The organism is Paraflavisolibacter caeni, assembly GCF_025628885.1.
In the GTDB taxonomy this organism is placed as follows: Bacteria; Bacteroidota; Bacteroidia; order Chitinophagales; family Chitinophagaceae; genus Flavisolibacter; species Flavisolibacter caeni.
In genome coordinates this window covers 412,071-435,866 of record NZ_JAOTIF010000002.1, presented here as the reverse complement: position 1 = coordinate 435,866, position 23,796 = coordinate 412,071, and the positions used below count along the sequence as shown (strand labels likewise).

General features: G+C 41.9%; 17 protein-coding genes. 6 read left to right on the top strand and 11 right to left on the bottom strand.

The window, feature by feature from the left end; genetic code table 11:
• Positions 1-63 precede the first annotated feature (63 nt).
• Positions 64-486 carry an acyl-CoA thioesterase gene (locus OCK74_RS05930; protein ID WP_279296090.1) on the top strand — a complete coding sequence of 141 codons (423 nt, stop codon included), beginning with the start codon at positions 64-66 and terminating at the stop codon, positions 484-486.
• On the opposite strand, the gene OCK74_RS05925 is transcribed toward OCK74_RS05930, so the two are convergent.
• The 3 genes from OCK74_RS05925 to OCK74_RS05915 all read right to left on the bottom strand — a co-directional run bounded on the left by OCK74_RS05925 (position 478) and on the right by OCK74_RS05915 (position 3,639).
• Positions 478-1,218, bottom strand: coding sequence for a shikimate dehydrogenase family protein (locus OCK74_RS05925; RefSeq protein ID WP_279296089.1), 741 nt, complete (start codon positions 1,216-1,218; stop codon positions 478-480). The two genes, OCK74_RS05930 and OCK74_RS05925, sit on opposite strands and share 9 nt — an antisense overlap.
• The gene (locus OCK74_RS05920) at positions 1,215-1,988 is read right to left on the bottom strand and encodes a phosphosulfolactate synthase (protein WP_279296224.1); all 774 of its coding nucleotides are present in this window, start codon (positions 1,986-1,988) and stop codon (positions 1,215-1,217) included. The genes OCK74_RS05925 and OCK74_RS05920 overlap by 4 nt, the downstream gene beginning before the upstream one ends.
• A gap of 226 nt (positions 1,989-2,214) precedes the next feature.
• On the bottom strand, positions 2,215-3,639 hold the full coding sequence (locus OCK74_RS05915) for a tetratricopeptide repeat protein (RefSeq protein WP_279296088.1): 1,425 nt from the start codon (positions 3,637-3,639) through the stop codon (positions 2,215-2,217).
• Between the two features lie 168 nt (positions 3,640-3,807).
• Here OCK74_RS05915 and OCK74_RS05910 point away from each other — a divergent pair, with 168 nt between their 5' ends.
• Positions 3,808-4,131, top strand: a complete 324-nt coding sequence (locus tag OCK74_RS05910; RefSeq protein ID WP_279296087.1) for a hypothetical protein — start codon at positions 3,808-3,810, stop codon at positions 4,129-4,131.
• A gap of 48 nt (positions 4,132-4,179) precedes the next feature.
• Here the strand turns inward: OCK74_RS05910 and OCK74_RS05905 are convergent, their stop codons facing one another.
• The 8 genes from OCK74_RS05905 to OCK74_RS05870 form a co-directional block, all read right to left on the bottom strand.
• Positions 4,180-4,782, bottom strand: coding sequence for a DUF4412 domain-containing protein (locus tag OCK74_RS05905; protein WP_279296086.1), 603 nt, complete (start codon positions 4,780-4,782; stop codon positions 4,180-4,182).
• 182 nt (positions 4,783-4,964) lie between these two features.
• Positions 4,965-6,815, bottom strand: a complete 1,851-nt coding sequence (gene yidC, locus OCK74_RS05900; protein ID WP_279296085.1) for a membrane protein insertase YidC — start codon at positions 6,813-6,815, stop codon at positions 4,965-4,967.
• 151 nt (positions 6,816-6,966) lie between these two features.
• Positions 6,967-8,616: a CTP synthase gene (locus OCK74_RS05895; protein ID WP_279296084.1), complete on the bottom strand. Its 1,650-nt coding sequence runs from the start codon at positions 8,614-8,616 to the stop codon at positions 6,967-6,969.
• A gap of 293 nt (positions 8,617-8,909) precedes the next feature.
• A complete protein-coding gene (locus OCK74_RS05890) occupies positions 8,910-10,340 on the bottom strand; it encodes a SusD/RagB family nutrient-binding outer membrane lipoprotein (protein ID WP_279296083.1) in 1,431 nt (476 codons plus the stop codon).
• Between the two features lie 15 nt (positions 10,341-10,355).
• A complete protein-coding gene (locus OCK74_RS05885) occupies positions 10,356-13,574 on the bottom strand; it encodes a SusC/RagA family TonB-linked outer membrane protein (protein WP_279296082.1) in 3,219 nt (1,072 codons plus the stop codon).
• A 577-nt stretch (positions 13,575-14,151) separates the two neighbouring features.
• On the bottom strand, positions 14,152-14,946 hold the full coding sequence (proC, locus tag OCK74_RS05880; protein WP_279296081.1) for a pyrroline-5-carboxylate reductase: 795 nt from the start codon (positions 14,944-14,946) through the stop codon (positions 14,152-14,154).
• Between the two features lie 68 nt (positions 14,947-15,014).
• Complete coding sequence (gene purL / locus OCK74_RS05875) at positions 15,015-17,246, bottom strand: phosphoribosylformylglycinamidine synthase subunit PurL (protein WP_279296080.1); 2,232 nt, start codon at positions 17,244-17,246, stop codon at positions 15,015-15,017.
• Between the two features lie 157 nt (positions 17,247-17,403).
• On the bottom strand, positions 17,404-18,153 hold the full coding sequence (locus tag OCK74_RS05870; protein WP_279296079.1) for a hypothetical protein: 750 nt from the start codon (positions 18,151-18,153) through the stop codon (positions 17,404-17,406).
• Between the two features lie 193 nt (positions 18,154-18,346).
• Between OCK74_RS05870 and OCK74_RS05865 the strand changes: the two genes are divergently transcribed.
• The 4 genes from OCK74_RS05865 to OCK74_RS05850 all read left to right on the top strand — a co-directional run bounded on the left by OCK74_RS05865 (position 18,347) and on the right by OCK74_RS05850 (position 23,792).
• Positions 18,347-19,621, top strand: coding sequence for a hypothetical protein (locus OCK74_RS05865; protein WP_279296078.1), 1,275 nt, complete (start codon positions 18,347-18,349; stop codon positions 19,619-19,621).
• A gap of 145 nt (positions 19,622-19,766) precedes the next feature.
• Positions 19,767-21,974, top strand: a complete 2,208-nt coding sequence (locus tag OCK74_RS05860) for a glutamine synthetase III family protein (protein WP_279296077.1) — start codon at positions 19,767-19,769, stop codon at positions 21,972-21,974.
• Between the two features lie 127 nt (positions 21,975-22,101).
• Positions 22,102-23,154: a hypothetical protein gene (locus tag OCK74_RS05855; RefSeq protein ID WP_279296076.1), complete on the top strand. Its 1,053-nt coding sequence runs from the start codon at positions 22,102-22,104 to the stop codon at positions 23,152-23,154.
• A gap of 62 nt (positions 23,155-23,216) precedes the next feature.
• Positions 23,217-23,792 carry a porin family protein gene (locus OCK74_RS05850; protein WP_279296075.1) on the top strand — a complete coding sequence of 192 codons (576 nt, stop codon included), beginning with the start codon at positions 23,217-23,219 and terminating at the stop codon, positions 23,790-23,792.
• The last annotated feature ends 4 nt before the right edge of the window (positions 23,793-23,796 follow it).

Genomic DNA, 23,796 nt, shown 5'->3' with positions numbered 1-23,796 from the left:
GAAAATGGATGTTGGTGATATGAATTGGTAATTTGTTAATTTGCCCGTTTTCAAATATGATCAATGGCAAGAGTTAAGGTTACTGTTCCCGATTCATTTACATTTTCTTCAATTATTCCCGTTCGTATTACTGATTTAAATTATGGTAATCATGTAGGCAATGATTCCGTTCTCTCTCTGATTCATGAAGCCAGGGTACAATTTTTAAAGCATCATCAACTTACTGAGCTAAATTTTGGAGGTGTAGGATTGATCATGGCTGATGTAGCCATTGAATTCAAAGCAGAATTATTTTATGGAGATGTATTAAAAGTTTATGTAGCTGCCAATGATTTTAGTGCGGTTGGATTTGACCTGGTCTATAAATTAGTAAAAAACGAAGAAGAGACTTTGGTAGCAACAGCTAAAACAGGCATGGTTTGTTTTGATTATGAAAAGAAAAAAGTAGCTAAAGTACCGGAGCTGGCACTGAAGCAATTACAATGATTCAGTATTCCAGATACGCCAGCTTTCTTCTGCCTGCAATACCAGCATTTCATGGCCATTGGCAATGAAGGCACCACGCTCCTCTCCTTTTTGAAGGAAGAGCGTTTTTTCCGGATTGTAAATCAGGTCGAAAAGATAATGGTTGGGTGTAATGAACTCATATGGAATCTGAGGTGCTTCATTCACATTTGGGAACATACCGACAGGGGAAGTATTAATGATCAATAAGTGCTCCTGCATGATTTCCTCGTTCAATTCTTTGTATGAAAGAATTCCTTCTTTTTTTGTGCGGGAAACTATAGTAAAATCAATGTCCAGCAACTCTAAAGCATATTGTACAGCTTTAGCGGCACCACCTGTACCTAATATCAATGCCTTTTGATGGTGAGGCTTTAAGCCTTTCTCGAGCGATTGCTTAAAGCCTATTACATCCGTATTAAAACCAAATAGTTTTCCTTCCCTGATTTTAATACAATTACAAGCTTTTATTTTTTGAACTACATCGTTTTGCACATGCAGAAAAGGGATCACTTCTTCCTTGTAAGGTATTGTCACGTTCAATCCACAAAGGTCTGGATGTAGATCCAGCAAAGCAGGAAGCTGATTTATTGATTCCAGCTCAAAGTTTTCGTACTTAAAATCAGCTCTGTTTTCCTCTGCGAATTTTTTCGAGAAATAGCTTTTGGAAAAAGAATGTTTCAAGGTCTTTCCTAGCAAACCGAATAGTTTCATTGAACGGCTTCTTTATCTAAGAATAAATGGAAGGTGTCGCCGCGAAGGCCTAAACGCATAGTTTCTAAAGGCAATACTTCCATTGGGGCGATGTTGCCAAGGTTTACATTTGAACCTAATAGTTCAATGAAATAGAGTTGCTGTGCTTTCTGAGGAGCTTCCCAAAGTATTCTTTCGCCTGGGATCTGAGTCAGGATTTCCTGTACCAGCCCTTCTCTCACTTCACCGGATCCACGATAGATGCCAACGTTTCCAGCTTCCCTGGCTTCTGCAATAACATAAGAAGAACCAGCGTCTAATTCGGCTCTCATCAATTCGATCCATTTGTATGGAGGAATAATATGAGCAGCATCCTTGCTACCTACTTCGCTTAGCACAATACCATGTTTCGTCAATTTTTCTATATAGCCGCATTTTTCTGTGTGCGGGATCGTAATAGAGCCGTCGCTTACTTCCATGTACTCAATGCCAAAGTTTTTGCATACAGCTATATAATCTTCGAATTGATTTCTTATTAAAAAAGCTTCAAATAAAGTTCCGCCAAAATATACGGGGATGTCGAATGAGCGGTATACTTCCAGCTTTTCTTCAAGGTTGGGGGTAACAAACGAAGTTCCAAAACCGAGTTTCACAATATCAACATGTGGATGGGCTACACTTAAAAAATTCTTTGCTTCCTGAACACTAAGCCCCTTATCCATAACCATTGTAATTCCTGATGTACGGGGTTTAAGGTGGCGGTCAGGAATTTGAGACAGGTTAAAATTCATCATAAAATGTATGTTACACACAAATAATTGCGGGCAAAAATAGGGAATTGGCTTAAGGGAAAAGGTGATTTAAGAATTTAAAAAAATCATTCTAATAGATATCGAGATGAAATTTAAGATTCGTTGTTTAAAGAATTTCCTTATTAAGAAATTACAAATTCATAAATAACAGGAAGTCTGAAGTGACAATGTCATTCTGAATCTTAAATTTCAAACTGAATTTTAACTATTTGGTGCGTTTGCGTTTGTAGCGAGCAATGATGGCAACGACATTATGATTCTCTAAAACAGAAGGATTCAATGCAATGAATTTTTTTACCAATCTTGGTGCTTTCTCCATTCCCCTTTCCAGTAATAACAAGCCTTCTTTGGGCTGTCCCATAGCAAATAAGATGGCACTGAGATAAAAAAGAAAGACAGGCTTTGCATTTGTCAGTTCTAGGGCTGTTAAAGCTTGTTGCTTTGCTTCGCCATAATATTCTGCTGTGTACAAACAACGGATCAGCGCTTCCCAACCAGATATTTTTTTAGGACGAAGTTTTACAGCCTGACTGAAATATTGTACTGCCTCTTTGATTTGCCCCATTTGCAGCTTACATTCACCCATCAACAAATTGTACTCTTGCTGAGTGCGGTGAATTTTCAAAGCGCTTTCCAACTGCTTTGCTGCGCTGTTCCATTGGCCTTCATTAAAGTAAGTATGCGCCACTTTATAAAAAAGCTTACTGTCCTCCGGATTCAGATGAGAGGCCTTTCGGTAATGGAATCTTGCCTGGGCATAATTATGCATGCGGTCGTAGCAGTGCCCTATGGCTTCATATATTACCTCTTCGGGTTTTGAAAGTTCCAGCACTTTTTCTAAAGCTTCTATTGCCTCTTTATATTTCCGGAGGCGTATATATGCATCCCCGATATTGCGGTATGCATAATCGAATTTTTCATCAATTACCAGAGCATATTCATAGGCGTCGATTGCCTTTTCATACAGCTTCAGTCCCTGATAGGCAGCTCCCAGATTAAACCATGCCAGTTCGTTGTAGGGTTGATGGTCAATGATCTTCATGTAAAGCCTGATGCTTTCTTCATTGCGACCGGTAAAGTCGGTCCAGAAACATATTTTATAGAGGGCTTCCTCATTGGAAGGCTCATCCTGCAAAATCATCGAGAGGCAATCATAAACCTTGTCAAATTCCTCATAATCATCATATACGTCAGCCAATTCGAATAAAAGCTCAACCTTATCTTCCCCTTCGAAATGAGCAATAGCCTCTTCTAAAACAGCGACGGCTTTTTCCTGCATGTCCAGGGCCAAATAGGCGTCTGTTTTCAAAATATATAAATTAATATCTGCGGCATCCAAAAGTTCGGCCCTTTTAAGGGCATCAAGCGCCTCGTAATACATGCGTGAGGCAATTAACAAGTCGGCTTTTCGAAAGAGAATGGTTGCGGAAAAGGGGTAATACCCGATTGCGATGTTGGCAGCTTCCATTGCTTTTGCCAGGTCTTCCTGATCATCATAATATTCGATGATACGTTCAAAGTCCTCTTCATCAAGGAAAATACTGGTTTTTCCTGTACGGAGGTTTTCATAGCTCTTCAATAACTCATTAATACTTTCTTTATCAAAATAGGGATCGGTAATCATCTTCATGTCCTCCTGCAACAATTTACAATTAAGCTAAAAGAACGCCAATTTTTTACAGCACATATTTTGCACAGGTTGTTCAAAAGTAAATAATTAGTTAAACAGTTGATAAAATGTTAATTTTTTATAGTAATTTTGCAATTATAAATGAAATCTCCTGCTAAAATACCCTGTTTGTTCAAAAAGAAAGTAGTTACTGCTGTGCTTTTAACGGCATCTTTAGCTGCTTTTGCTACTTTCGGAGAAGGCGGCAGGAAAGATCGTGAGCAAGGGCTCCTCTTACTGAACAAATCCCGTTATCTCTGTGCCAAAACGTTTTCGTTGAAGTCGCACTATAACTATCGCGGCAACCAAGTACTCACCAACTCAACCAACAGGTACATAGTACTGAATACCAACATTACTTACCAAAGAGGCAATAATACATACATTCTTCCATTGAAAAGAAAGGTGCTTCTGGATAAAGTAACCATCAATTCTACACCTGTACAGTATTAATAATAAGATTTGAAATAAACAAAGTGAGGCTTCGGCCTCATTTATTATTTAATGGCCTTTACTTTCCTCGTAAGTCATGACGCGGAAGCCAGATTTGGGAAGATCAAACTTGGCCGCGGGAACTGGGCTAAAGGAGATTTTGGAAACTGTATAGGTTACATTGATCTTTCCAAAGGAAGTTTCATATTCCATGGCAAGGCCGGGTAAAGAGGTATTCATTGTTTGAAAGTTCTTGCTTTCCGTAGCCAGGTCGGCGGTATACCAAACCGTAAAAGAAGTGCCATCCGAGAGCTTTCCAATGGCTTTTTTACAAGCATAACCGATTATAGTTTTTGTATCCGGAAGGTATGAGAAGGTTACACCCTCATACTTTTTATTAATTTCTTTCCAGTTCTCGGGTGTCAATTGAATCATGTATTTCTGATCGCCATACTCTTTCAAAATCACAATATTATTTTTCAGACCGTCAATAATTGTGGCCTGGGTGCCTAATGAACTTACCATCTCGGTGCGACTCCGTAGTCCTTTGAGATAGACGGTGCTGGTTGCCCCATCGAAAAAGTCGGCGGCCTGAGGCTTTTCAGTTCCAGTGTTAATAACGATATCATAATATATTGTACCCTCTGAGAACTTCTTTTGCGCGAAAGACATAAGCCCAGTCAGAATCAAAGCCAGAAAAAAGAAATATTTCAATTGCATAAAATCTTTTAAAACATAAAGACGCACCAAATATCATGAATAGTTGCTTAGAAAATGTTTACGGGTTCACAAGTTATGAAGTTAAGGTCTTTCATAACAAGTGAACCCGTGAACTAACTTATCGAAGCAAGCAGTTATTTACGTGTTTTCTGCTGCATTTCCTGTACTTTCTTTTGTTGATCCTGCATGGCCTCTATACGCTCCTGCCATTTGGATTTTGTTTTTGGCTTCCTGCGATTCTCTTCAATCTTAGCCAGGATCTTATCATGATTGATGATATAATTCTGGATCACAAACTGCAATGCAAGGGTAATCAGGTTGGATACAGTGTAATACCAGGTCAAACCAGAAGGCAGCTTGTTAAAGATGAACAAGAGCATAATGGGGAAGAAATAAGGCATCCATTTTAAAACAGGATTGCTTTGGTCCGGTGTCATGCTCATGCTATAGAGTGAAATCAGGAAGCTTGTAAGCGTTGCTGTTATTGTAAACAAGCTTACATGGTCGCCATAAAAAGGTATGGTGAAAGGCAGATTCAGAATAGAATCATATTGTGACAAATCTTTTGCCCACAAGAAGCTTTCCCCTCTCAAGGCCACATTTGAATTAAAAAAGCTATATAAAGCAAAGAAGATGGGAATCTGAAACAAGCCTGGAATACAACCACCCATTGGGTTTACGCCAGCCTCGCGGAACAATTTCATTTGTTCCATGCTTATTTGTTGTTGGTCGTTGCCATATTTAGCCCTTAACACGTCAATCTCCGGACGCAATACTTTCATTTTAGCACCACTCAAATAGCTGCTGTATGTTAGAGGAGAAATGAGTAAGCGGATAAACAGGGTCAGTAAAAGGATTACGATACCAAAATTGGAAGTAAACTTACGGAACAGATCAAACACCGGAATTACGATCCAACGGTTGATATATTTTACAAAAGCAAACATACCGCTGCCCAGGTTCACCATGTCTTCCATATCATTGCCATACTGCTTTAATAATTTATAGTCAGTAGGTCCATAATACATGGCCAGATGAACAATACCGCTTGTGGCGGCCGGCAGCTGGATGTTCAGATTGGCAGTAGCATCGACAATTGTATTATTCCCTGAAGAAGTTGTATTTCCTTTGGCAGGGATCGTCCAATTGATACTACCCGATGAAAAGTTATCTTTATTGATCAGCGTTGAATTAAAGAATTGCTGTTTTACAGCTACCCAGTTTACAGGTTTTTCGAATTTTTCATCGCCGCTATTCACAGCACTGCTGTGGTCATAATCGCCATTGACGCGGTAGCTGATCTGGGATTGCTGCTTTTCGTAATTCAGGTCTTTTTGCAACTGCACTGCCCTGTTTTGCCAAAGAACATTTAATGAATTATTGGAAGTAAGCTGCGGGATACCGTTTAACAACAGGTTGAAATCAATCATGTAATTATCGCGGCGTACCACAAACTCGTGGGCGATAGAGGCACCATTTCCCTGCAATTGGAAAGAAATGGTCTGAGAACCATCGGCATTTACCTTTTTAGGTCCCGGAGTAAAATAGAAGTTAGAGATATCAGCTGATTGGTTAGGAGCTGTTTTGATCACATAACTGAATTTATCAAAGTTGCTACCAGCCAGACGCAGATTATTGCCGGAGGGATCCTTGAAGTTTTTCAACTCCACCCATTTTACCTGGCCACCTTTGTTTGTGAAAGCAACAGTAATGAGTTCGTTATTAATTTGGGTAACCTGTTCTGTCCCGTTAGCGGCAGCCAGGAAACTACCAGCTGAAATAGCACGGTTTTGAGAATCAATTTTAAAGGAATCACGTCTGAATGCAGCGGAATCCACCTTAGGCATATGGGCCTGGGCTATAGAATCCTGGCGGGCTTTTTCTCTCAATAAAGCCTCATGCTGCTGGTTGTTATAATAAAAATAGCCTATAAAGAGGAGGCCTAGCACAACAAAACCGATAATCGTATTGCGGTCGAAATTCATTTGTGTGTAATTAATTGTAATTGGTCAAATACAACCAGCCGGAAGGCCTGTTTCATTTGACGGTTCAATCAGAAGGCGGCAAAGATAGGAAGTTTAAAGCCAGCCTTCACGGCTGGCTTTGCTATAATTCACTATAAAGCGTTAAGCTTTTCTAAACAGCTTCTTTATGAGTAACTGTGTTTTTTATACCCATCCGATGTTCATTGAAATGGCGGGCAGCAGCTACAAAATGAACGAATAAAGGATGAGGGGCTTCCACCGTACTCTTCAGTTCGGGGTGGTACTGGCAACCGATAAAGAACGGATGGTCTGGTAATTCCACAATTTCCACCAGCCCGGTTTCCGGGTTGCGACCACTGGCGATCATACCACTTTGCTCGTACTGTTCTAAATAGTCGTTATTGAACTCATAACGATGGCGGTGACGCTCAGAGATTTGGGTAGTGCCATAGATTTTATGCGCTAAGGTACCAGGTGCGATTTCGCATGGATAAGCCCCCAGACGCATGGTTCCACCCATTTTGGTAACTTTTTTCTGCTCCTCCATCATATCAATCACAGCACCCTGGGTTTCAGGTTCCATTTCTGTGGAATGGGCATCTTTAATGCCTAATACATTCCTTCCATATTCAATAACAGACATTTGCATACCCAGGCAAATGCCGAAGAAGGGCAGGCCACTTTCGCGTGCATGCTTTACAGCGGTGATCTTTCCTTCTATACCCCTGAGGCCAAAGCCTGGTGCAACGAGTAAACCATCCAGGTTCTGGAGCTTTTCTTTTACATTTTCCTCAGTAATAAATTCGGAATGGATAGGTATTACTTGCACTTTGCACTCGTTGATGGCGCCGGCATGCACAAAAGCCTCTAAAATTGACTTGTAGGCATCCTGGAGTTCCACGTATTTACCAATCAGTCCAATTGTAATTTTGGCTTTGGGGTATTTTAATTTATCCAGGACCCCTTTCCAACGGGTCAGGTCGGGTTCTTTAAACCCGCTCATGTTTAATTTTTTCAGTACAATAAGATCCAGACGCTCGTTCATCATGAGCAGGGGCACTTCGTAAATGGTGCTGGCATCCGGGGCCTCAATAACAGCTTCGGGCTTCACATTACAAAACTGGGCGATCTTCCTTTTGATGTCAGCAGTAATAGGCTCTTCTGTACGGCATACGATCACATCCGGGAAAACGCCGCTTTCGCTCAACATTTTTACAGAGTGCTGTGTAGGCTTGGTTTTCAGTTCCTTTGCCGCCTTTAAGTAAGGTACAAGCGTCAGGTGCACAACCAGCAAGTCTTCCTCGGGCAGTTCCCATTGCAGCTGGCGCACAGCCTCTATATATGGAAGGGATTCGATATCCCCTACTGTCCCGCCTAACTCCGTGATCACGATATCAAATTCGTTACTCTGCCCCAGCAACAGCATGCGACGTTTGATTTCGTCGGTAATATGGGGGATCACCTGTACTGTTTTTCCCAGGAAAGCACCTTCTCTTTCCTTGTTGATCACATATTGATAAATACGGCCAGTGGTAACGTTGTTGGCTTGAGAGGTGTGAATATTCAGGAAGCGCTCATAGTGTCCCAAATCCAGGTCAGTTTCAGCGCCGTCCTCAGTAACATAGCATTCGCCATGTTCATATGGGTTGAGGGTTCCGGGGTCGACATTAATATATGGGTCGAACTTTTGGATGGTAACGCGCAGGCCCCTGGCCTGCAAGAGTTTGGCTAACGAAGCCGCAATAATTCCCTTTCCCAACGAAGAGGTAACACCTCCCGTAACAAAAATGTACTTAGCCATTATTTATGGTTTAAAGTTTAAAGTTTTTCTTCTTTTGTTTTTTGTCGATGGCGAGCTAACATAAAGAACCCATCCTCAAAAGAGGATTTGTTATATATTATGACCAACGGAAATGTGTTTTGGAAAAAAATCCGGGAGGTCATGCAAAGCTACGAAGATGTATTGCGAAGGAAAAAACAATTTGTTCACAAGGAAGCGTTAAACCACACCCCTTAATGTGCACAAATACCGGGGCCGCCCAAATGGGCGGCCCCGGTATTAATTAACAGCCATCTACCATGAGAAAGTAAGCATTAATACTTATCCCAGAATAGCTTTGTTTCTACTTTATCGCCGCCGATTTTGGCAGAAGCGTCTTTGTAGTTTGTTTTATTTACTGTCTGCTCGTTAGTAGGATAGGTAAATCTGTTTGGATAACCAGACTTTGCAGTAGCAGGAGGCGTTAATACAGGATAATCCAATCTTCTGTATTCTGTCCATGCTTCGAATCCGCGGTTAAATAAAGCGATCCATTTCTGAGAACCTATTTTTTGTTTATAACTACCTGCAGCAGTTGTATAAGCAACGCCGGCACTTTGTAGATAAGTATCAGCCTGGGCGACAGTACCGCCCCAGTAAAGGATTGAAGCTTTTATTGCATTATTATAATGCTCTTCAGCAGTACCTGCTACATTAAATCCGCGCTCTTTAGCTTCTGCCTTATAGAATTCCACCTCCACATAATCCAACAACAAGCCAGGCAAGGCAGGATCAATTATCTTATTACTCACTTTAGCACAGTTAGCATATGTATTATTTGAACCTGATACTCCGCCAACATACACACCTGCGTCGTTGGGTTTTAGGTAAAGTGATAAACGAGGATCACTGAGTTCCTTTAATTTATCCACAAAAGTATTTGCAGCCACCCAGTCCTGACGATTGCTTTGTACCAGATCTACCCAAATAGGGTTGGTATTTGGAGTGGTTGCTGAATATTTAACAATTGCATTATCGTCAGCCGAAGTGATGACTCCTGCAGCAACAGCTTCTTCTACAGCCAACTTTGCTTTAGCCGCATCGGCATCAGCAATGGTCATTGCCAACTTGATCTTCAATGAGTTGGCAAATTTTTTCCATTTCGGGATATCGCCACCATAAACAAAATCAGAAGTTGATTCAAAACCACTACCTGACTCATTCAAAGCAGCCAAGTCATCGTTGATCCTCTTTAACAAGTCATCATAAATGGTTTTTGCATCGTCATATTTCGGAAACAGGTTATCATAATCCAATGACTCTAAATAGGGAACGTTCCCAAATGTGTTCACCAAAACTGAGTAAGTATACACCTGCATGATATCAGCTATGGCCACCCTGTTTTTCTTAGTAGCCTCAGAAATAGTGATGTCCAATGGAGCAAGGCGTTTAGCCTCTTTCAAATCAACCAACACGTCACGATACATCCGTAACCACCAGGCTTGGGGGATATTACGAGTCGTGAAATCATAGTTTGGTTCATCCTGATAGGTAGTAGCAGCCCAGTGTTGAACTGTCTGGCGAAATACATTCAAGTTAACACTAGCACTTGTCAAGCCATCTGCAAAATTCCTAACAGCATTTGAAAACAGAGTACCAGCCGGAGCTTGTGCAGCATTCTTTGTTTGTTCATTGAACTGTTCAATATCCTTGGTACATGCCGCCAAAGTGAATAAGGATATAGATATAATTAAAAGCTTTTTCATTGTTTGTCCTCCTTTTTAGAATTTCAATTTCAGGTTTGCGCCGATAGTTCTGGTTGTAGGATAAGCACCACTTTGATAGCCCTGTGCATTACCAGAAGTCAGATTTTCCTCGGGGTCTGCATATGGAAGATTTTTATGGATGATCCAAAGGTTTCTACCAATGATTGACAAATCGATGCCTTTAAACACTTTCAGTTTTGACACCATACTTGACGGGAAGGAATAGGTAATATTTGCCTCTCTCAGTTTTACATAGCTGGCGTCATAAACAAAGTTGGCTGCAGGATTGTATGAATAACCGTAGGTACCATAGATATTCTCCACCCTTTTTGTATTAGGCTTTCCATCTGCGGTTACCCCCTGCATAATTACACCACCACCATCAGCAACAGTGTTCCTTGAAGGCTTACCTAAATCATTCAGGCCAGCAGTTTCAGGATACAAACCGGTAGCCAGTCCATAATACATATCCAGCGAGAACACATCACCACCTTGACGAACATCCACCAAAAATCCTAGTGAAACGTTTTTATACTTGAATGTATTGTAGATACCACCTGTCCAATCGGGATTGATATTACCAATCACATTATCGGTAGTGGAAGTCTGTGCATAGCGCCCATTGCTACCCACCAATTTTTCACCATTTAGTGTTTGCCATGTTTTACCCTGAATGGAACCATAAGGCTCACCCAATTTAGCATTGATGGAAACACCTCCCTGGAAGGAAGCGACCTGTAAATTTTTGCTGCTGTCGTATAAGGCCACTACTTTGTTCCGATTGCTTGTCCAGTTGATGTTTGTGGTCCAGGAGAAATTAGGAGTCTGCACCACGGTTGCATAAATTGATAATTCAACACCTTTGTTCACAACAGTGCCAGCGTTTACGTATTTACTGCTGTAACCGGTAGCATATGAAACGGCAACAGGGATGATCTGGTCGATACTTTTTGTATTATAATAAGTAACATCAAATCCCAAGCGGCTGCGCAGGAAAGCTGCCTCCAGACCAATTTCATAGCTATTTGTTTTCTCTGGTTTCAGTTCTGCATTATTCTTAGTGTTTGGCAATGAGAACAAAGTGGCTGTACCAAATGGGTTTGGTTTGTCATATATATCCTGCAGACTGCCCCAAGGCGCACTGTTACCCACTTGTGCATAGTTAGCTCTTAACTTACCAGACGACAACCAAGTATAGCGTGACAAGAATTTGGAGAACAAGAAACTACCAGATATTGAAGGGTAGAAATATGAATTATTACCCTTAGGCAGTGTAGACGAGCGATCCTGGCGGGCTGTAGCATCCAGCGTGAGGTAATTTTTATAACCTAAGGTTATGCTACCAAAATAGCCATCAGTAGCAACCGCTTCAGCTATCTCTACCGGGGCATTGATTGGGTTTTTGGACATTGCCAAGGAGTATAATCCCGGAACAACCAAACCACCATTTGTTTCTGCTCTAATAGAATTAATGTTTGTTCTTCTGATATTAGTACCCAAAACAGCTTTCAGGTTAAAATCCTCATTGATGTCTTTATTGAAGTTAGCCATCAAGTCGTAGTTATACTCACTGAAGGTTCTATTAAAGCGCTTATATGCCGATGGAGCATTGCTGCCGACTGCAAATCGCTCTTCCTGCAGTTCATTATACGAATCTAAAGATACACGCCCCAGTATGTTCAGCCAGTTTGTAGGCGTATAGTTTAGTGAAGCATTACCAAAATACCGATAACGTTCATCTTGTTCATAATTCTCATAACGAGCAAAATAAGGATTGTCACTATAAATAGGGTATAAACCAGAAGCTTTGGAGGGATCAGCCCAGTTCCATGTAATATTTTGCCTGTTTCTGAAGTAAGCTTCCTTTAACTCTTTGATATCTACGTTGGTTTGCCACCATTGGCGGAACTGCTGGTTTACGTTCCAATCATCATAACCAGTACCGTATCTTCCTGTACCCTGGATATTTGAAAAGTTGAGAGATCCTGCTGCAGTTAATTGTTCAGTCAGTCTATAAGTAGATCCAAAGTTCACCAGGTTCTTCAATAGCTTACTATTGGGAAGGACACCTTTTTCCTCGTTTCTAGTATACCCCAATTTGAAAGAACCTTTATCATTACCTCCGTCAATAGAAACACTATTATTTGTAGAAACAGCCCTTTCAAAAAAGCTTACCGGATCGTTTTCGGCACCAACCCAAGGTCTTGCTTTTTTATAATATGGAGATGCAGCATCAAAAGCATCCCAATGGTACACCAAACGATTAGGATCGAATTTAGCTCCATAGGAGGCATCTTCTGTAGTAGGCACCACTTCATCTTTTACGCCATCACCATTTACATCGAAATACAAGAAATATTTATCAGGCGAACCATAACCCTTTGCTGATGGCGTATAGTCTGCGCCATACTCTTTCTGGTATTTTGCATAGGTACTTTTATCAATAGCGCCAACGGTTACACCAGAATTTACAGTTATACCCAAGCCTTTTCTACCCTTTTTGGTTGTCACCATTACAACCCCGTTTGCAGCGCGCGAGCCATATAATGCAGTAGCGGCAGCGCCCTTTAAAACAGTCAATGATTCAATGTCATCAGGGTTGATATCGGCAGCAGCATTACCATAGTCGAAACCACCGCGACCGGTTTTTGTATTATCAGTGCTGTTATTGGAGTTGTCGATGGGCACACCATCCACAACAAACATAGCCTGGTTGCTATTCAGCAGCGACTTAGTACCACGGATCACCACGTTGGTTGAAGCTCCCATGGCATTACCCTGGCGAATCTCAACGCCGGAAACCTTACCAGATAATCCACTTACAAAGTTGCCGCTTCTGGTCTGACTAACATCATCACCCTTAATGGTTTGTGCAGCATAAGGCAATGTGTTTTTGTTTCTTCTAAGCCCCAAAGCTGTAGTAACAACAACTTCTTGCAAATTACCTTCCCCTCTTTTTAATGTAAGATTAAAGATGTTACCATTGGGGGCAATGCTGTGTGTCTGAAAACCTGTGGCAGTGAAGGTCAATCTGCCATTTTGCTTAATTTCAATTGAATAGTTACCATTTGCATCTGCAGTTGTCCCGGTTTGAGTTCCGGTTATGGTAACTGAAGCGTAAGGAATGGGATTACCATTTTCATCCCTGACCGTTCCCGTAACTGTACGGGCTTGGCCGAATGCCAATGCGCATAGCAGCATCAGCACTGTAAACAGTGGTGCAATTTTTCTCATGTGAACTCTAATTTTAAATGTATCCTTGGTTTAAAAAAGGAACGTCGGTTGGAAACGTAATAAAGGGTGGAATATATTACCGCATTAAAAAGGATGCGACATATATTAAGATATAATCTTTATAATGTGTTTTTATCTTTTAACGAAGGATCAGTACCAACTTAAATAAAAGTCCATTCGAAGCTCATCAATTTCCTCAATGGGGACGAAAATAACAGAAGATTGTTAAATAAAAAAAAATAATTCTTGATGGCAAACATAGAATTTAGCATTAATGATGGCAAACAATGAAAAAAAATATGATTTTCAACCCTACCTATTACGAAATAGACATAACTTGATCAAAAATAATTAAATAGAATATTTCTTAATTCTTAAAGTATAGAGCTATTCTTTTCCTGCGCCGTCAAGATAGGGAAATGTTTTGAATACACAAAAGATATTGATCAGCTACCAACATTTTTTTACCCATAAAACAGCAAAGGCTAACTGATTATAGTTAGCCTTTGTGACATAATTAATTTAAGAGGACTTTACTGAGCTATATATGATAAATACGCCTATATAATTCTTGATATTATCCTTTTAAGATTTTTTCGTAGCTGGTAGAGATGCCCTTGATAAGCGAGGAGCTAAAGCCCTGGTGCTCCATTTCGTTCAAACCGGCAATGGTGCATCCTTTGGGGGTTGTTACTTTATCGATTTCTTGTTCGGGGTGGGTACCTTTCTGCAACAGCAGTTCAGCGGCACCTTTTACAGTTTGTGCTGCAATAAGGCTGGCAGTAGCTGCATCAAAGCCTATTTCTATACCACCCTGGATGTTTGCCCGGACATAGCGCATGGCGTAAGCCGTTCCACAGGCACCCAATACGGTAGCGGCATCCATCAACTTTTCTTCAATAACAGTCACTTTTCCTACAGTACAGAAAAGATCCTTTACTAAGGTGACTTGTTCTTCGGAAGCGTGAGCACTGCTTAAACAGGTCATGCTTTCCCTGATCGCGATAGCGGTATTGGGCATTGCACGGAAGATGGGCATTTTCTTTTTGATCACTTCCTGCATATCCTTAATGAAGATACCTGTAACCACAGAAATCAGGATCTGATCTGGAGAAAGGTCTTTGACTATACCTGCCAGAACATCTTTAATCTGAAAAGGTTTGATGGCCAGTATCACAATCTCTGCATCCTTAACGGCCTTATTATTATCGGTAATCACTGTTACACCTTTTTCCTTTAAAGAGGTCAATGTAGCAATGTTCCTTTTTGTAACGGTGATGTCTTCAGCTTTTGAAAAGCCACTTTGCAATATTCCTTCTACGATGGCAGTACCAAGGTTACCACCACCGATAACGGCAATTTTTTTGGACATGTGATTAATGGGATATTAATATATTAAAAATAACAAAGCCTCTCTAATGGGAGGCTTTGCTAAGATATTTAGATCATTGCCAGGGCATCCATTGACTCTTCTTTCGACAACATGTTGCTAATAGCGTTGTCATACTTTTCTTTCCAGTCGTTGATGTGGCCCCAGTCTTCACCATTGATGCGCACATATTTGCCAGTTACCACACCTACTTCAGTAGCAGGGAAGCTGCCAAGGACGTTTTTGAAAGCATCTACCTGATTTGCTTTTACTGATACCACGACCCTACTCTGGGCCTCACCAAAGAGGAAGGCGTCTTTGCGCAGGTTCTTAGGGAAGTTAATTGCAAAACCCAATTCGTTTACAAAGCCAGATTCCAACAGGTTGATGAACAAGCCACCTTCGCTGATGTCGTGGGCGGAAGCAACAGCGCCCGCATCGATCAATTCCTTCACTTTCTGCTGTAACTGGAATTCTTCTTCCAGGTCAAAATAAGGCGCAGGTGAAAACTCAACACCACAAACCTTTTGCAGGTATTCGGAGCTGTTGATATCGTTATTCAGGTTACCCACAACAAAGATGATATCATCCTCGTTTTTGAAACCAAGGCTCATAGTTTTCTTCAGGTCATCGATCAAACCAACCATACCGATTGTCGGAGTTGGATAAACAGGACCTTCGGGGTTTTGGTTGTAGAAGCTCACGTTACCACCGGTAACAGGTGTATCGAATTTACGGCAGGCTTCGCCCATACCTTTAATTGCATTCACAAACTGGTAATAAACCTGTGGATCGTAAGGATTACCAAAGTTGAGACAGTTGGTAACACCCAACGGCTGGCCGCCGGTACAAACAATGTTACGGGCAGCTTCTGAAACAGCGATCATTGCACCCTTATAAGGATCAGCGAATACATAACGGCTGTTGCAGTCTACCGTTACAGCCAGACCTTTACCGGTTTCCTTTACCAATACCACGGCAGCATCGGTTGGTTCGTTCGTTGAAGCATTTACAGTACCCACCATGCTATCGTACTGGTTATATACCCAGCGTTTATTAGCAATAGAAGGCAGTTGAACCAATTGGTCAGCAACCGATTTCAGGTCTTCAGGTACAGCAATGCTTTCGGGATTGAACTTTTCGATAGCATCAAAGTAAGCAGGACGCTCGTACTTTCTTTCGTACTGCGGAGCACCGCCACCCAGCACCAGTTCCTGGGCAGGAATCTGGGCTTCCAGTTCTCCATACATATAAAAACTCAAAAGGCCATCTTCGGTTACTTCACCAACAACAGCACTAGGGAGATCCCATTTATCGAAAACCTTCTTTACTTCATCTTCGCGGCCTTTTTCGGCAACGAGCAACATACGCTCCTGGCTTTCACTCAATAATAATTCCCAAGCCTTCATGTTTTGCTGGCGCATTGGCACTTTATCCAGGTCGATGCGCATACCCACGTTTCCTTTGGCACTCATTTCGGCAGTAGAGCAGATGATACCAGCGGCACCCATATCCTGCATGCCCACGACAGCACCGGTTTCAATCACTTCCAGGCAAGCCTCCAGAAGTTTCTTTTCCTGGAAGGGGTCGCCCACCTGAACGGCAGGTAATTCTTCAACGCTTTCAGAAGTAATATCTGCAGAAGCAAAAGAAGCACCGCCAATACCGTCTTTACCGGTGGCACTACCCACATATATTACGGGGTTACCAATTCCTTCGGCGGTAGCAGAAACAGTTTTGCCTGCCTTTACAATACCCACACTCATGGCATTTACCAGCGGGTTGGTATGATAGCATTGTTCGAAATAGATTTCACCACCTACAGTAGGAACGCCAAAGCAGTTGCCATAATGGCCGATACCATGTACAATGCCGGCCAGCAAATGCTGAGTTTTTTCCTCGGCCAGGTTTCCGAAGCGCAGGGAGTTCAGGGCTGCAATCGGACGCGCGCCCATGGTAAAGATATCGCGGTGGATACCACCTACGCCGGTGGCTGCACCCTGGAAGGGCTCGATGGCTGAGGGGTGGTTGTGGGATTCAATTTTAAATACAACACCATAGTTGTCGCCGATATCCATCAGTCCGGCATTTTCTTCACCAGCTTTTACCAGCATTCTGCCGCCTTCACGGGGAAGGGTTTTGAGCCATTTGATCGAATTTTTGTAGCTACAGTGCTCACTCCACATTCCGGAAAAGGCACATAACTCATTGAAATTGGGGGTTCTTCCTAATTTCTGCTTGATCATTTCAAATTCTTCGGCGGTAATGCGAAGCTGCTCGGCTGTTTTAACGGTTACTTCCATGATTTTGCTTTGAAAGGCGCAAAGCTAATGGAAAAAGGGGAACAGAGGGAATGAGGAAAGGTGAATTGTGAAGCAGTTTGGGTGGTGGGTTGAAAACGTAAATAGAAGCCGCCTCCTACTTGAGGCGGCTTCTATAATCACCGCACATCAAAATGGGTTAGTAGCGTTTTACGATGCGGAAGAGGAAGCGTTCAGGCTGGCCAATTACACCTGCTGCCTCCATCCCTTTTTTTATATCGTCTGATTTCCAATGAGCAAAGGCTTTGGCCGTATCTGTCAATGCCACTACTACCACTACTTTATGGTTATCATCAACATCGTGACCGTAAGCCCGATCCACGATGCCATTGTCTTTTCTCATTTGCCGTCCGCTGTCAAATTTTTTTTGCCACCTGTCCCAATCTTTCACCATGAATGTCGTTCTTGAACGCAGGTCAGACTCAATTTTTGATGTATCCTGGTAGACCATGGTGATAAAATTAAAATGGGGAGTTCCCATAACCCCACCTTTCTGCATGGCTTGCTTTAAAGCGGGATCTTTAGCAAATGCTTTTGCCTTTTTCATATCGTCTACTTTTGTTGCAACCATCACCATATTGGTATCCTTTATATTACGGCCAATCACATAACTATGCACGCCATTGGCCAACCGCATAGAATCGTGTGCATCGTAGGAGGCTTCCCATTTGTTGAAATCTGCCACCTTGTGCGTTGCCACTACCATATCCTGAGGCATGGTTGTAATAGTTGAGGCGGGTGTTGTGGCTTCTGTAGTAGTGGTAGTAGTAGTAGTAGTATCTTCGGTGGTCGTGGTTTCGTTTTTATTGCCACCTTGTCCACCGCAGGAGATAACACAAAAAATAACTACCGCCAGCAAAGGCATAGTAAGAAGGGTTAAGGGCTTCATAATTGAAGATTTATAATTGAAAAATAAGGGACGAAAGGAGTAAGCAAGGGTAAAGAGGGTAAACAAAGGGGTAAGGCAAAGTAAATTTACTATACAAAACGGAGGAACTCGTCATTTAGGTGAAAGATTTTTATTGTATGTACAGGTGGTGGTAAATTGAAGTGTTAGATTTGTATGAACTAAACTCAACTGTTTGGAAATCCTGCTTTTTGCTGCATACCTGTTTTTATTTGCCTGGCTGGTTACACGGATCAAGTTTTTTACTCAATCCGGCTTAACTCCTGCCCTTTTGATAACAGTATTCCTGCTCAAGGTAATTGTGGGCATCTCTTACGGTTGGATTGGTATTTATTATAACCAGCTAGACACCTGGGCATTTCATTTTGAAAGCCTGAAGGAAAAGGGACTTTTGTTATCGGACCCTGTTGACTTCGTAGCTTCACTTTTTCGCAGCGGTTATACGGAAAGCCAGTATGGCAAGTTCTTATCAGTTGAGAATTCGTGGTGGAACGACCTGGATGGCAACTTTTTTATTAAAATGCTTGCTGTCTTCAATGTGTTCAGCTCCAGCAACTATTATATTAATGTCGTCTTTTACTCCTTTTTAACGTTGGCAGGTCCCATAGCCCTTTACAGGGTTATGACAGATCTATTTCCGACTAAGAAGCTTACCATATTATTATCTACCTTCCTTTTACCTTCTTTTATGTATTGGACCAGCGGCATACACAAAGACGGGCTCATTTTCGCTGGTATTGCGGTTATTATATACTGCTTCCATTTTGGAATCCAACAAAACAGTTTTTCTTTCAAGAAATTAATCAGTATAGGAGTAAGCTTACTGCTTGTGTTGTTGTTGCGCAACTTCCTGGTCCCCATCCTTATCCCGGCTATTATAGCATGGATACTAGCCTGGAAACAAGAGCAGCGATCCGTTTTAACCTTTGGAGCCGTTTACTTTGTGTGTATGCTCTTATTCTTTTCAGCAAAATATATTTATCCAAGTCTTGACTTTCCACAATCATTAGTCGACCGACAGCAGGCTTTCCTATCCTTAAAAGGAAATTCAGCCGTAGAAGTCAGCCATTTACAGGCAAGTGCAGGAAGTTTTTTCAAAAATGCGCCACAGGCATATTTGCTTTCCACGATTAGGCCCTATCCATCTGATGTCAAGGACATTTTCTCCTTAGGCGCAGCCTTAGAGATCGACCTGCTTATTCTTTTATTTTTTGTTTTCTTATTCATCAGGGAACCCAGAGTCCGCCTGTCGCCTACCCTGCTGGTTTGCCTGTTTTTTTCATTTTCTGTTTTAATGAGTATTGGCTATACCGTTCACTTTATCGGGGCGATTGTCCGGTACAGGAGTCTTGTACTTCCTTTCCTGGTTGTACCCATGATGGCATCCATCAACTGGAAGAGAATTCAGCAGCTGCTGCCTAATAATATTACAAACGAAAACAATGTTTAGGTTTTCCTAGTTAAATAGCGTTTTATTGCTCACCTTGCTACAACAATAGTCTAAATTTGTTAAGAATCAGCTGTTTTTTTACAGATTTCAAAAAAATTTTCTGTATTTCAGCAGCAATCTTTTTCTTTGCCCAAAATTCTCAATTATGTCGTTGCGATTTCAAGCCCTAAACAATCTTTCTGAGCAAACCTTGGAATCTCTTTTAGAGCCATCCAATGGTACAACCAAAGCAAAGATTACCGCTTTGTTTGCAGAAAATGTATTCACCCACCAGGTTGCCAGACAATTCCTGAGCGATGAAGCATATAAAAGCCTGATGGCGTCAATTAAAGCTGGTCAGAAAATTGACCGCTCTATGGCCAACCAGATTGCCAATGGTATTCGCGCCTGGGCTGAAAGCAAAGGTGTGACCCACTATACACACTGGTTCCAGCCTTTAACCGGTACTACAGCAGAAAAGCATGACTCTTTCTTCACCCTGAAAAGCGATGGTACAGCTATAGAGACGTTTGACGGTGACGCATTGATTCAACAAGAGCCTGATGCATCTTCTTTCCCAAGCGGTGGTTTGAGAGCAACTTTTGAAGCCCGTGGTTATACTGCATGGGATCCATCTTCCCCTGCCTTTATCATCGATATCGGTTATGGAAAGACTTTGTGTATTCCTACCATCTTTGTTTCTTATACTGGTGAATCTCTTGACTATAAAGCGCCATTGCTGAAGGCTATTGAAGCTTTGAACAATGCAGCTGTTGACGTTTGTAACTATTTCGACAGGAACGTAACTCATGTTACTGCTACATTAGGCTGGGAACAGGAATATTTTGTAGTTGATGAAGGTTTATTCAACTCACGTCCTGACCTGGTAATGTGCGGCAGAACTGTTTTTGGTCACAACTCTGCTAAAAACCAGCAGTTGGAAGACCATTACTTTGGTTCTATTCCAGAAAGAGTATACGCTTTCATGCGCGATTTCGAATTAGAGTGCTACAAACTAGGTATTCCTCTGCGTACCCGTCACAACGAGGTAGCTCCTGCCCAGTTTGAGTGTGCACCTATTTTTGAAGAACTGAACCTGGCTGTTGACCACAACTCCCTGTTGATGGACATCATGACCCGCGTTGCTGCCCGTCATAAATTAAGAGTGTTGTTGCACGAAAAACCATTTGCCGGCATTAACGGTAGCGGTAAGCATAACAACTGGAGTATGGCTACCAACACAGGCGTAAACCTGTTGTCTCCTGGTAAAACTCCAAAGACCAACTTAATGTTCCTGGCGTTCTTTGTGAACACGATTAAAGCCGTTCATGACTATGCTGATGTGTTAAGAGCGTCTATTGCTTCTGCCCCGAACGATCACCGCCTGGGTGCCAATGAAGCTCCTCCAGCTATCATCTCTGTATTTATTGGACAGTATCTGAATAAGATCTTACAGGATGTGAAGCAAAGGGTTAGCGACAAATTTGACGAGCAAGACGAAAGCATGCTGAAGATCGACATTCACAGGAGCATTCCTGAGTTATTGATGGACAACACAGACCGCAACCGTACTTCTCCTTTTGCCTTTACTGGTAATAAATTCGAGTTCCGCGCTGTAGGTTCTTCTGCCAACTGTGCCAGCCCAATGACTGTGTTGAATACAATCATGGCCGCTACCTTAAGACAATTCAAGAAAGATGTTGATGCCTTGATTGAAAAAGGTGAAAAGAAAGAAATCGCCATCATGCACGTTATCCGCGAGTACATTGTAGCGAGCGAGAAAGTGTTGTTTGAAGGTAATAACTACAGCGAAGAATGGGCGAAAGAGGCTGAACGCCGTGGTTTGCCAAATGTGAAGACTACTCCATATGCATTGGATGCAATGGTAACAGATAAGGCTAAGAAGTTGTTTGCTGATAACAACATCTACACGCATCCTGAACTGGAAGCTCGCCACGAGATCGAACTGGAAAAATACATCAAGAAGGTACAGATCGAAGGAAGGATAATGGCAGAACTGGCTACCAGCCACATTTTACCTTGTGCTATCCGCTACCAGAACCTGCTGGTAAACAATATCAAAGGGTTGAAAGAAGCAGGGTTGTCAGAGGCAAGCTACGCTAGCCAAAAGCAATTGCTGGAAAACATTTCCAAGCACATTAATGAACTGAGTTCTAATGTATTGGCAATGATTGAAGCCCGCAAAAAAGCTAATGCAATTGAAAACACTCGTGAAAAAGCAATTGCATACTGTGAGCAGGTAAAAGATACCTTCTATGATAAGATCCGCAGACATGCTGACAAGCTTGAACTGCTGGTTGACGACAAAGAATGGTACTTGCCAAAATACCGTGAATTGTTGTTCTTGCGCTAAGCAGAGCATATTTAATATGTTAAAGCCCGCTTATCAAAGCGGGCTTTTTGTTTCTCTAAGCAACATCCTGGTAATTGATGATCAGGGTCAAGGGATTGGGGGGTAATTTTGGGGTAATTTGCCGCATATGCAAAACTTCGCCAAACCATCACGTAAAAAGCCGTTTTTTCCTGTATGTAAGAAACTGCGTACTTATTTGAAGAAGTGGGGGCGGGAAACCTCGTTACCTATTTGTTATAACGACCTGGAACGGATTGCTTATTCTACGCCACTGAAGGACAAGAAAGGCAGGGATACTTTGTGGGAAAAGGCACATTATGATCTTAAAGAATGGGATTACCTCCAGGAGGCTTTGATCAACCTGTACGCCAAGTTGAAAATGGAGGGTGACTATACCTTTACCAAACACCTGGCAGTAGCACGTATTGACTACTGTACATTTGGGAACTCCAATCCTTTCCGGATCCGCATCGTTAACCGCTATAATGATAACTGCGACCATTATTATATTAAGAGGGAAGATGCTTCACGTATTTACGGCCTTGAACTAGAACATATCCTCTCTCCTAACCGGATGAAGTACCTGACAGCCCCGGGAACCCTTGTGGAAGAGCATATCCCAGGCATACCCGGCGACCTGTTTGTGGATCAGTACCTGAAGATGTCCAACACCAATAAGATAAGATTGGCTAAAGAGATCGTAAAGTTTAACGAACGATGCTTTGCAAGGCTGTTAGGCGATATGCGCAGCTATAATTTTGTGGTGGACATTACTCCTGATATTGAAGATTTTCAATACCGCTTAAGACCAATAGACTTTGACCAGCAGTGTTATGAGGGCAGGGCTAACCTGTACCGTCCACAGTTTTTTAAAGAGAATTATCCATTCGTTGAACTGGTACTTAAACTACTGGACAAAGAATCGATAGAACAATACCAGATGGAAGAACGTACACTGATGGCATTCCGCCTGTTCTCTTCCCGCTACAGGATGATGGAACTGATGGATATCATGGTTAAGGACGATATATCTACTCCGGAAAAAATAAACCAGTTGAAAGAGCAATTAAATTCGACTCATAATACAGACGCGTTCAACAAATGCGAATCGATGGGGGATCTTCTTAAAGTGAACCTGAAGACAATGCTTATGAAGAACCTGGAGTTGATAGAGAGATGAGGTTGATGAAAAGGTTCTATAAGCCTTTTTAAAATCTTAATTTTATATACAAATACTCTTATATGAAAAGGCTGGTTATTATTCCACTAATGATCATGGCTACAACTCTCCATGCTCAGATTCAGCTAGGTTTGAAGGCGGGAGTCAATATTAGCAATTTTACAGGAGGTGATTTTAATGAAATTGAGAACAAGGCTTTGGTAGGCTTTCATGCTGGTGGCTTGGCGCGTATCGTATTCAATAAGCTTGCACTGCAGCCCGAGGTTGTATTCTCTTCACAAGGGGCCAAGTTGGAAAACGCAGGCTCAGAATCAAATTATAAGATCAGTTATATCAATATTCCTGTATTGATTCAGTACGAGACCAAGGGAGGCTTCTATTTGGAAGCTGGGCCACAGTTTGGTTTCAAACTAAGTGAGGATATTCCAGATGAAACCATTGAAGATTTTGCAAAAAGCACTGATCTATCCATAGCAATGGGGTTGGGTTACCATAGTAAAATGGGACTGGGCATTGGCGGACGCTATAACGTCGGGGTAAGTAAGGTAGGTGATTTCGACAGCGGAGACATTGATCCCGACTTCAAACAAGGTGTGATCCAGATCAGTTTATTCTATACCTTCTTCAATAAGAAATAATATC

Excerpts from the sequence above, each read along its gene's own strand:
- yidC (WP_279296085.1), bottom strand. The coding sequence starts at position 6,815 with ATGAATTTCGACCGCAATACGATTATCGGTTTTGTTGTGCTAGGCCTC.
- purL (WP_279296080.1), bottom strand. The coding sequence starts at position 17,246 with ATGGAAGTAACCGTTAAAACAGCCGAGCAGCTTCGCATTACCGCCGAA.
- OCK74_RS05885 (WP_279296082.1), bottom strand. The coding sequence starts at position 13,574 with ATGAGAAAAATTGCACCACTGTTTACAGTGCTGATGCTGCTATGCGCA.
- proC (WP_279296081.1), bottom strand. The coding sequence starts at position 14,946 with ATGTCCAAAAAAATTGCCGTTATCGGTGGTGGTAACCTTGGTACTGCC.
- OCK74_RS05925 (WP_279296089.1), bottom strand. The coding sequence starts at position 1,218 with ATGAAACTATTCGGTTTGCTAGGAAAGACCTTGAAACATTCTTTTTCC.
- OCK74_RS05930 (WP_279296090.1), top strand. The coding sequence starts at position 64 with ATGGCAAGAGTTAAGGTTACTGTTCCCGATTCATTTACATTTTCTTCA.
- OCK74_RS05850 (WP_279296075.1), top strand. The coding sequence starts at position 23,217 with ATGAAAAGGCTGGTTATTATTCCACTAATGATCATGGCTACAACTCTC.
- OCK74_RS05870 (WP_279296079.1), bottom strand. The coding sequence starts at position 18,153 with ATGAAGCCCTTAACCCTTCTTACTATGCCTTTGCTGGCGGTAGTTATT.
- OCK74_RS05860 (WP_279296077.1), top strand. The coding sequence starts at position 19,767 with ATGTCGTTGCGATTTCAAGCCCTAAACAATCTTTCTGAGCAAACCTTG.
- OCK74_RS05890 (WP_279296083.1), bottom strand. The coding sequence starts at position 10,340 with ATGAAAAAGCTTTTAATTATATCTATATCCTTATTCACTTTGGCGGCA.
- OCK74_RS05905 (WP_279296086.1), bottom strand. The coding sequence starts at position 4,782 with ATGTCTTTCGCGCAAAAGAAGTTCTCAGAGGGTACAATATATTATGAT.
- OCK74_RS05855 (WP_279296076.1), top strand. The coding sequence starts at position 22,102 with ATGCAAAACTTCGCCAAACCATCACGTAAAAAGCCGTTTTTTCCTGTA.
- OCK74_RS05915 (WP_279296088.1), bottom strand. The coding sequence starts at position 3,639 with ATGAAGATGATTACCGATCCCTATTTTGATAAAGAAAGTATTAATGAG.
- OCK74_RS05895 (WP_279296084.1), bottom strand. The coding sequence starts at position 8,616 with ATGGCTAAGTACATTTTTGTTACGGGAGGTGTTACCTCTTCGTTGGGA.
- OCK74_RS05920 (WP_279296224.1), bottom strand. The coding sequence starts at position 1,988 with ATGAATTTTAACCTGTCTCAAATTCCTGACCGCCACCTTAAACCCCGT.